Source organism: Methylotuvimicrobium sp. (assembly GCF_050611805.1).
GTDB lineage: Bacteria > Pseudomonadota > Gammaproteobacteria > Methylococcales > Methylomonadaceae > Methylotuvimicrobium.
Window position 1 is genome coordinate 22,940 of the sequence record NZ_JBNGHF010000048.1, and the last position, 9,026, is coordinate 31,965.

Consider the following 9,026-nt stretch of genomic DNA (forward strand, 5'->3'; position numbering starts at 1 on the left):
CAGGCTATTTCTGTTTGCGCTCCACTTTTGGCGCATCCTCGCCTTTATAGACCAACTCACCATTCTCCCAAACGACAGCGTATTGACCTAGCCGACGTTTTTTATCCAAGGCGTTGCCGACCGCCTCCTTTAATGAAGCGAGAATAATTCTGCTTTGTTCAGAGGGTTGTTTTCTGACGGTATTCATAACGCGACCACATCTATAAAAAGACGATAAAACTTATCGTGGATTATATTGCGTTGTTCACCTTTCTGCTCAAACACCAACACAGGTTCGTCCCCACTATTCATAAAACATAAACAATTGTTTACCGTTTGACTGAACTCAGTCAGTAAATTATTCAAACTGCGCGAAAACCGACGTTCGATGTCATTTAACGGAATATTATGCCCACCATGCCTAACACGTTCCGCAACACGCGCTTTCGACATTTCAACGGAGGCAGGGCCAGATAAATCAATTCGACCTGCCAACCTGCATCGAGCAGACGTTTAATCAATTTTAAATATGTTCGCCCCGATAAAGTCGTTTCAAAGGCAAAATCTTGGCTCTTTTTGATGCACGTTTCAATCTCATGCAGGAAAATACGACTGGCTGCTATCAATTCTCGTTCAGGCGCCAATGGCGACAACCCTGCCGCAATTAAATCGGCATTAATATAATGGGAGCAGTTTGCCGCTTTCGGTAAATATTCCAACGCGAAGGTTGTTTTACCTGCGCCATTAGGACCGGCAATAATCCAGCATCTAGGCATGATGACACCGTTCTTGTTTCTTAGCTAAATAGTTGCGGTATTAATTTAATCTACGTTATTTGATCAATCGCGATCAGGCTTTATAGGCGTATAAATTTAACCTAAAACATTTCCCCGGAGATAGAAAATAAGTGCCTAGAAAAAAGTCAGACGGTCTTAGGCGCTTCGTCATTCCGGCATGGATTCACATTGGGCTATCCTGCCCAATGCCCTTCGGGTCAACGCAAATCCGTTCCAGACGGATTTGTGCCGAGGTCCAGGCGACAAGGATGGCAACAAATGGATGTATGAATGGAATACTGACATGCTTGTATACTGGATGTCGGCATTCCCTACCAACATGACGTTTATTCAGAGCTACAAGATCTGGTTGAGAGTTATACGTAATCAGGAAATACTTTAAAACAAAAACGGCAGGCATAAAAAAACCAGCTAAATAGCTGGTTTTTTTGAATTCGTGGTGGGTCGTGTGCGATTCGAACGCACGACCATCGCATTAAAAGTGCGGTGCTCTACCAGCTGAGCTAACGACCCAACAAAGATTTACTATTATAAGGATATTTCGGCTTTGTGCAACTCTTTTTTTATTTATTTTGGTATCGAGTCGGATCTTCAATTCCTGCCAACTCGAAACCCGCCTTGCGAAGCCTGCATGCGTCACAAACGCCGCAAGCATTACCGAATTTATCCGCAGAATAGCACGATACGGTCTGGCTGTAATCGACGCCTAATTCCGAACCGGTGCGTATGATATCCGCTTTACTCATTTCGATCAATGGGACATGTATCGAAAAATGCCCGCCTTCGACACCAGCCTTGGTTGCCAATTCGGCAAGCGATTGAAAAGCTTTGATGAACTCGGGCCGACAATCGGGATAACCGGAATAATCGATTGCATTCACGCCGATAAAAATATCCCTTGAATTCAGGACTTCCGCCCATCCCAACGCAAACGATAAAAAAATCGTATTTCTGGCTGGAACATAAGTAACCGGTATGCCTGGCTGCAACGAACTGGGTACGGCGATGTGACTATCTGTTAAGGCAGAACCGCCAATATCATTTAACCCGATATGAATAATTTTATGATCGATAACGCCGTATTCCGCCGCTATGCGTTTGGCTGCATGCAATTCAGCATTATGTTTTTGGCCGTAATCGAAACTCAGCGCATAACAGGCGTAACCTTGTTTTTTGGCAAGCGCTAATACAGTAATCGAGTCCAATCCGCCGGATAATAAAACGACCGCTTTTTTTTGCATGATTCTTAACGCCCTTGCGCGTCATTCCACAACAGTTTATGTAACTGAATCTGGAATCTGACCGGTAAATTATCGCTCAGTATTTTTTCGGCTAGTTCTTTTGGGTCCTGCTGCCCCATCGTTGGTGAAAATAATAATTCACAGCGCCGGTCCAAACCATATTGATCGATGATGGCCTTCGACCATTGGTAATCATGGTCATCGCCGATCACAAACTTCACCTGATCGTTGGCTTTCAGATACTCAATGTTATCGAATAGATTTCTGTGAAGCTCGCCTGAACTTGGCGTTTTCAAGTCCATCACTTTAACTATGCGATCGTCGATACTCGACACATCGAGCGCTCCGCTAGTTTCAATCGAGACCTGATAACCCAAATCGGCCAAACGACTCATTAACTCGAGACAAGCGGATTGAGCCAAAGGCTCGCCGCCGGTCACAGTAATGTATTTCGTGCGATATTGGCCGACTCGATCGATGACTTCATCGATCGACATCCTTTCGCCGCCGCTAAAGGCATAGGCTGTATCGCAATAGACGCACCTTAACGGACATCCGGTCAAGCGAACAAAAACCGTCGGCAAGCCGACAGTATTGGACTCACCTTGCAACGAATAAAATATCTCAGTGATTTTTAACGAGGACACGTTTACTGATTGTTATTTAGTTGCTGTAATTTTTTGGCCGCTAGATGAGCGGCTGTCGTGCCCGGATAGGTTGCGGTAATACGAGTAAAATATTCACGCGCCTTGGCAATGTTATTTTGCTCTAATTCGATATAGCCGAGCTTCAGCAAGCCGTCTCTCACCTTCGGGCTATTCGGATAATTCGAAATGAGCTTATTGAATGCTTCGCGCGACAAACTGACTTCGCGGCTCACCTTATAAGCCTCGCCTAACCAATATTGCGCATTATCCGAATACTCTCCCGCCGGATAATCAGTCAAAAATTGTTTAAACTCGGAAATGGCGTTACTGTAATGGCCATTTTTCAAAGTTTCATAAGCCTGCTGATAACGCTGCTTTTCGGACTCGATACTTGCCTGCTTTACCGGTTCCGGTTTTGACGGGACTAATTGCGGTTGCTGTATCACTGGCGCAACTGCAGGTGTAGATTGTGGTGTCGCAGCCGGCTCAGTCGCTGTTTCCGGAATGGATTGAGCGCCAACTCCCGCACTCTCAACAGCTTGAAGTCGCTGATCCAAATCGGAATAAATCGTATTTTGACGCTTTTTCAACTCGGTGATCGTATACGCCTGCTCTTCCACTTGTCCACGCAATTGCTGAACCTCGACTTGCAATTGTTCGACGCGGCCCAGTATTTCATAGAGCGTACTAGCGGCCGAAGGTTTGGGGGCGTTGGCAACAGCGGCTGGATAAGCGGCGTTATCGACCACCGGCGGTAACGGCATTCTTTGCGCGAATACGCTACCGCTAATTGATAACAATAACAGCAGGCGTAATTTCATTATTGACCCTGGTAAAGCAATTCGACACGACGATTCAGTTGATGAGCTGATTCATCATGCCCGTCAACGGCCGGCTTTTCTTCGCCGTAACTAACGACTTGCAATTGGCTTTCCGATACACCTTGAACTTTCATCATTCTAGCGACCGACTTGGCTCGTTGCTCGCCTAATGCAATATTGTATTCGGATGAACCTCGCTCATCGGCATGTCCCTCCAAAGTCAATCGTCTAGTTGGATGCGACAGCAAATATTGTGCGTGCGCTGCTATCACCGGAATAAAATCTTGCTGTACCTGACTGCTGTCGTACATGAAATAAATCGTGCTTTTCGACAATGGATTCGACGGGTCGCTGAATTCGGATCCTAAAAACGCGTTAGGATACTCGGCACTTCCGCTACCGTAACCACTGCCACTGCCACTGCCACTGCCATAGGTCTCCGAGCCGGATATTCCCGACCCATCGCCATAACCGGATAGACTCGCATCGGCAGTACCTCCCTGCGTTCCGTCCATGAAATCGGTAGCCGTTTCGTCATCCGAACTACAGCCCGTTAATAATGCAGCCGCAATTGCCAACGCCAAGACTGATTGATTCAATTTCATTTAAGTGCTTCTCCAAAAATATAAGCCACTAATATTACAATAATTTGTTAATTTCCAACAGATTGTCCGTTGGCGACATTTGCCGGGCTAAGGCGACCAGGCCGGTTCACGCACCTCACCGCTGTTAAGTACTAATTTTTGTTGCATTCTACCATCGATGGATACGACCGATAAAACTGTTCTCCCACCCTGTTTCGTGGCATAGAGTATTTTGGTGCCGTTCGGCGAAAAACTCGGAGCATCGTCCAAAGGCCCTCCAGTCAACACGTTAATTGTTCTCGACCCCATATCCATCACCGCTATGCGATAATCGCCTTTGTTGCCATGAACCATTGCCAAACTACTACCGTCGCTTGAGAACGACGCTCCCGCATTATATGCGCCATCAAAAGTCAATCGTTTTACCTGACCGCCGCGCGCCGGCATCATATACAGTTGCGGCTTACCTCCGCGGTCGGACGTAAATACGATATGGTTGCCGTCAGGCGACCATACAGGCTCAGTATCGATCGAATAACCGGTAGACAATTTAGTCAGCGAGCGCGAGGATAAATCCAATGTAAAGATATCGGGACTACCATCCTTCGATAGCGTCAACGCCAACTTAGAACCATCCGGAGACCAGGCCGGCGCGCCGTTAATGCCCCGGAAATCGGCCACTCGGGTCCGTTTACCGGTTGCCAGCTCTTGCACATAAATCGCTGACGACTTGCTTTCAAAAGATACATAAGCCAGCATCCTTCCATCAGGAGACCACGCCGGAGACATAATCGGTTCATAGGAAGCCGCTACCGCCCTAGGCCCATAGCCATCGGAATCAGCGACTTCCATATTATATTTTTTTCTTCCATTCGGCTCTTTGTTGACCGTAACATAGGCAATACGTCCGCTAAAATCGCCTTTCTTACCGATCAGCTTTTCAAATAAAAGATCGCTTATGTGATGTGCCGATTTACGCAGTTCGTTACTCGGAACCGTCATCCGATAACCCAGCATTTGTTCGTTTTTATAAACATCGAACAACTGAAAATTAATATTATACCTTCCGCCTTCCGGTATGACTTGACCGATCACCAAATAGTCTTGACCCAATACCTGCCAATTACGGAAGCGCACTTCCTCCGGTGTTGCCGGCTTCGTCAACATATCCTTGCGCGGCAAGGTATCGAAATAACCGCTACGATTTAAATCGTTATCCACAACCTCGGCGATATCGACCGGAATGGCTGCCTGCCCCGCTTGTCCGCCAAACGGCACGATCGCGATCGGCATCGCTTTTTCGGTGCCTTTGGTAATTTGTATTGTCAACTCCGCATGGGTGACTGACGTATACAATGCAATAAAGCTCAATAGAACAATTTTTCTTATCAAATTAAACACTCTTACCCCTTTTTCTACATAAAGTAGGATATTACCCATCTTCGGCTTCTAACAATTTAAATCCTGTACTAGTAACTATTCAGCCCCCGGCAATTATCGTTCCCACGCCCTGCGCACATCGTTATACATAAGTCAAAAATTACCCTTTTGCAATCCTAGCCAATGAGACCTCGATACCATTTATTGTTACTTAACACTCCCGACCTCGAAATCGCGATCTGGGGATCGCTCCCACATAGCGTCCGCCGCTCTCTGTGGGAGCGACGCCTTCGTCGTCCCTCACCTAACGCTAGGTTAGGGAAAGCCAATAACGCTCAAACACCAATAGCCTTTCCGAACAACACAACAATTTAGCACTCGGCCACCATTTTTTTACACACTAAGTTATTTATACTTGTGTATAACAGCAAGCGCTCTGCGTGAAAACGATAAGGGGCGTGAACAATTACATACACTATATACCTACCCCATTGGTTCTTTGAATATCAATGGGGCTCAAAGTCAAAGTTGAATTCCTTGAATTCTTTGTTAAATAATTCTCTATCCCTGGGTATAGGTAATGGTGAAGATTTTCTAACGGCTAGCTCGGCTGAACGATCAAAAGCAGCATCCCCACTACTCGAAACAACTCTTGCCTCCATTACAGTACCATCTGAAAGTAATTTGACTTTGATAGTGCACTTGAGTTGGCCTTGCGATGAAAATGGTCTAACCCAACCTCTTTCAACTTTAGAGGCAATAGCCTTCTTTGCGTCGTCTTTCGCACTAGCAAGTGCTTGCTGACGTTTAGCTTCGGCTTGTTTTCTAGCTTCTTCGGCTGCAGCTGCAGCTTGTTTTCTAGCCTCTTCTTCCTGTCGCAATTTTTCTGCTTGTTGTCTAGCTAATTCCGATAACCGCTCGGCCTCTCGCTTGGCTGCTTCTTCCGCTTTACGCTTCTCTGCGGCCACTTGTTCGGCCTTTAGTTTGTCCGCAGCCGCTTTTTGTTTCGCCGCTTCCTCGGCTTTACGTTTCTCGGCCGCGACACGTTCGGCTTCGGCTTTTTGTTTGGCGGCTTCTTCCGCTTTACGCTTCTCTGCGGCCAATTGTTCAGCCTTTGCCTTCTCCGCTGCCGCTTTTTGTTTCGCCGCTTCATCGGCCTTGCGTTTCTCGGCCGCGACACGTTCGGCTTCGGCTTTTTGTTTGGCTGCGTCTTCCGCTTTACGCTTCTCTGCGGCCGATTGTTCAGCCTTTGCCTTCTCCGCTGCCGCTTTTTGTTTCGCCGCTTCATCGGCCTTGCGTTTCTCGGCCGCGACACGTTCGGCTTCGGCTTTTTGTTTGGCTGCGTCTTCCGCTTTACGCTTCTCTGCGGCCGATTGTTCGACCTTTGCCTTCTCCGCAGCCGCTTTTTGTTTCACCGCTTCCTCCTCGGCTTTACGTTTCTCGGCCGCGACACGTTCGGCTTCGGCTTTTTGTTTGGTGGCTTCTTCCGCTTTACGCTTCTCTGCGGCCGATTGTTCAGCCTTTGCCTTCTCCGCAGCCGCTTTTTGTTTCGCCGCTTCCTCGGCTTTGCGTTTCTCGGACGCGACACGTTCGGCTTCGGCTTTTTGTTTGGATGCGTCTTCCGCTTTACGCTTCTCTGCGGCTAATTGTTCGGCCTTTAGTTTTTCGGCAGCCATTTTTTTTTGCTGCTTGACCAATTGCTGTTGTTTAAGCTTTTCGTCCTCTTGCCGCTGAGCCTCTTCTATTTGGCGTTGCGACTCGAAAAGTTTATTTTGTTGCTGTTTCTCCAGTCGCTCCGCCTCAGCCTGAATCAACGACTCATCGATCACCATCGCTTCAATAATCTCGGGCTCAGGACCTGTCTCAAACACCGGAGATTTCGAATCGAAGCTCAGCATGAATACGCCAAGAAGCAGAACGTGCAGAGCCAAGGCCAGGATAAAAGGCCCGGTTAATTTACGCTTACTAATCATACGTATTTAATGCTGATAAGGTTGTGTCATTAATCCTACTTTGGGGACTCCCGCATTTTTTAAGGCCGCCATCGCACTGACAACCTTGCCATAATCGACAAACTGATCGCCTCGAATAAATACTTGTATTGCCGGCTTATCCCTAAGCACATCGGCAACCGTGGCTGTCATTTCATCAGCCCCCATCACCTGACTTTCCTGTCCTGCCATATCCACATAAAAACGCCCTTCGCGATCGATAGACACGATTACCGGCGGATCGTTTTGCTGCTCTGCAGCCTCGGTGTCTGCTTGAGGCAAATCGACTTCGACCCCGGTCTGAAGCATCGGCGCAGTCACCATGAAAATAATCAACAACACCAAAGTCACGTCGATGTATGGAACGACATTGATCTCGGCTTTAGGCTTTCTGCGGCCTGATTGTCTACTGCTCATTGACTGTGCGCCTGCCTTTGCAATAAAACGACAAATTCATCGATAAAGAGTTCATACCGCCCGATCAAACGATCCAAACGACTGGCAAAACGGTTGTAGGCAATTACAGCAGGAATAGCTGCAAACAAACCCATCGCAGTGGCTATCAATGCCTCGGCAATGCCCGGAGCGACTTGAGCCAAAGTTGCTTGTTGCACATTACCCAATGAACGAAATGAATTCATGATTCCCCAAACCGTTCCGAATAAACCGACATACGGACTAATCGATCCGACCGTCGCCAAAAAAGGCAAATGTTCGTCGAGTCTTTCCAGCTCCCGGTTTAACTCAATCTTCATCGCGCGCTGCGCATTCTCGACTTGAACTTCGGGATCAATACCGGCTTTTTGCCGCATTCTCGAATACTCTCGGTAACCCGCCAGAAAAATTTTCTCGATGCCTTCCGGTTCGAAATCGGCATCGGTTAGTCTTTTGTATAAATCGCTAAGCTCGACACCCGACCAAAATTCTTCTTCAAATTCATCCGCGATATCGACTGCTTTAGCAAGTTCCCTAGTTTTCGAAAAAATATAAGTCCAAGAAACAACTGACGCGACAACTAAGATCAACATCACCAGTTGAACAATAAAACTGGCTTCTTTAATTAAATGGAACAAGGATAAATCAGCATTCATTATGTAATGGCTCTAATAAAATGTCAGGTATGGCTTTGGGCCTCATGTTTTTGGAATCCAAGCAAGCGATACGCACCGTTCCGGTACATAACACATCGCTCCCCCGGGTAATGGTTTGCTCGAATATTAGACTGGCTTTTTTAGCTAAAGTCACTACGGCGCTGACATTTATTTGCTCGTTAAAGCGCGCGGGCATTAAATAATCGATCTGAACCGAGCGTACAACAAAAATAATGCCTTGCTCGTCGATCAAGCGATCTTGCTCAAACCCCATTGAGCGCAGCATTTCGGTTCGCGCCCGCTCGAAAAATTTCAAATAATTCGCATAGAAAACGACGCCTCCGGCATCGGTATCCTCATAATAAACCCGAACTGGCCAATTGAATGTTTGCATAGGGATGATTGTTTAGGGACTATTTGAGATGCAAAAGCATGAACGAGAGCGGTGAATAGTGAATAGTGAATAGTGAATAGTGAATAGTGAATAGTGAATAG

Annotated in this window: 11 protein-coding genes and 1 tRNA gene; all 12 read right to left on the reverse strand. The window is 47.0% G+C overall.

Features of this window, described 5'->3' with window-relative positions:
* Window positions 1-4: 4 nt before the first annotated feature.
* The gene (locus ACRJJO_RS17925) at window positions 5-187 is read right to left on the reverse strand and encodes a hypothetical protein (RefSeq protein WP_431066994.1); all 183 of its coding nucleotides are present in this window, start codon (window positions 185-187) and stop codon (window positions 5-7) included.
* A gap of 187 nt (window positions 188-374) precedes the next feature.
* Entirely contained in the window at window positions 375-755 is a 381-nt protein-coding gene (locus ACRJJO_RS17930) for a hypothetical protein (RefSeq protein WP_431066995.1), read from the reverse strand.
* Between the two features lie 458 nt (window positions 756-1,213).
* Window positions 1,214-1,289: transfer RNA gene (locus ACRJJO_RS17935), tRNA-Lys, on the reverse strand.
* Window positions 1,290-1,339: 50 nt separating this feature from the next.
* A complete protein-coding gene (gene queC, locus ACRJJO_RS17940; protein ID WP_431066996.1) occupies window positions 1,340-2,017 on the reverse strand; it encodes a 7-cyano-7-deazaguanine synthase QueC in 678 nt (225 codons plus the stop codon).
* 5 nt (window positions 2,018-2,022) lie between these two features.
* Complete coding sequence (gene queE / locus ACRJJO_RS17945) at window positions 2,023-2,664, reverse strand: 7-carboxy-7-deazaguanine synthase QueE (protein ID WP_431066997.1); 642 nt, start codon at window positions 2,662-2,664, stop codon at window positions 2,023-2,025.
* Window positions 2,665-2,666: 2 nt separating this feature from the next.
* Entirely contained in the window at window positions 2,667-3,485 is an 819-nt protein-coding gene (gene ybgF / locus ACRJJO_RS17950) for a tol-pal system protein YbgF (protein WP_431066998.1), read from the reverse strand.
* The gene (gene pal, locus ACRJJO_RS17955) at window positions 3,485-4,090 is read right to left on the reverse strand and encodes a peptidoglycan-associated lipoprotein Pal (protein ID WP_431066999.1); all 606 of its coding nucleotides are present in this window, start codon (window positions 4,088-4,090) and stop codon (window positions 3,485-3,487) included. Before pal ends, ybgF begins: the two co-directional genes overlap by 1 nt.
* Window positions 4,091-4,177: 87 nt before the next feature.
* Entirely contained in the window at window positions 4,178-5,470 is a 1,293-nt protein-coding gene (gene tolB, locus ACRJJO_RS17960; RefSeq protein WP_431067000.1) for a Tol-Pal system beta propeller repeat protein TolB, read from the reverse strand.
* 485 nt (window positions 5,471-5,955) lie between these two features.
* Window positions 5,956-7,422, reverse strand: a complete 1,467-nt coding sequence (gene tolA, locus ACRJJO_RS17965; RefSeq protein ID WP_431067001.1) for a cell envelope integrity protein TolA — start codon at window positions 7,420-7,422, stop codon at window positions 5,956-5,958.
* A 6-nt stretch (window positions 7,423-7,428) separates the two neighbouring features.
* Window positions 7,429-7,857: a protein TolR gene (gene tolR, locus ACRJJO_RS17970; protein ID WP_431067002.1), complete on the reverse strand. Its 429-nt coding sequence runs from the start codon at window positions 7,855-7,857 to the stop codon at window positions 7,429-7,431.
* Window positions 7,854-8,531 carry a protein TolQ gene (gene tolQ, locus ACRJJO_RS17975; RefSeq protein WP_431067003.1) on the reverse strand — a complete coding sequence of 226 codons (678 nt, stop codon included), beginning with the start codon at window positions 8,529-8,531 and terminating at the stop codon, window positions 7,854-7,856. The genes tolR and tolQ overlap by 4 nt, the downstream gene beginning before the upstream one ends.
* A complete protein-coding gene (gene ybgC, locus ACRJJO_RS17980) occupies window positions 8,521-8,925 on the reverse strand; it encodes a tol-pal system-associated acyl-CoA thioesterase (protein ID WP_431067004.1) in 405 nt (134 codons plus the stop codon). Before ybgC ends, tolQ begins: the two co-directional genes overlap by 11 nt.
* Window positions 8,926-9,026 lie beyond the last annotated feature (101 nt).

Coding starts and splice junctions, on each gene's coding strand:
- ybgF (WP_431066998.1), bottom strand. CDS start 3,485: ATGAAATTACGCCTGCTGTTATTGTTATCAATTAGCGGTAGCGTATTC.
- ACRJJO_RS17925 (WP_431066994.1), bottom strand. CDS start 187: ATGAATACCGTCAGAAAACAACCCTCTGAACAAAGCAGAATTATTCTC.
- tolQ (WP_431067003.1), bottom strand. CDS start 8,531: ATGAATGCTGATTTATCCTTGTTCCATTTAATTAAAGAAGCCAGTTTT.
- ACRJJO_RS17930 (WP_431066995.1), bottom strand. CDS start 755: ATGCCTAGATGCTGGATTATTGCCGGTCCTAATGGCGCAGGTAAAACA.
- pal (WP_431066999.1), bottom strand. CDS start 4,090: ATGAAATTGAATCAATCAGTCTTGGCGTTGGCAATTGCGGCTGCATTA.
- queC (WP_431066996.1), bottom strand. CDS start 2,017: ATGCAAAAAAAAGCGGTCGTTTTATTATCCGGCGGATTGGACTCGATT.
- tolR (WP_431067002.1), bottom strand. CDS start 7,857: ATGAGCAGTAGACAATCAGGCCGCAGAAAGCCTAAAGCCGAGATCAAT.
- tolA (WP_431067001.1), bottom strand. CDS start 7,422: ATGATTAGTAAGCGTAAATTAACCGGGCCTTTTATCCTGGCCTTGGCT.
- ybgC (WP_431067004.1), bottom strand. CDS start 8,925: ATGCAAACATTCAATTGGCCAGTTCGGGTTTATTATGAGGATACCGAT.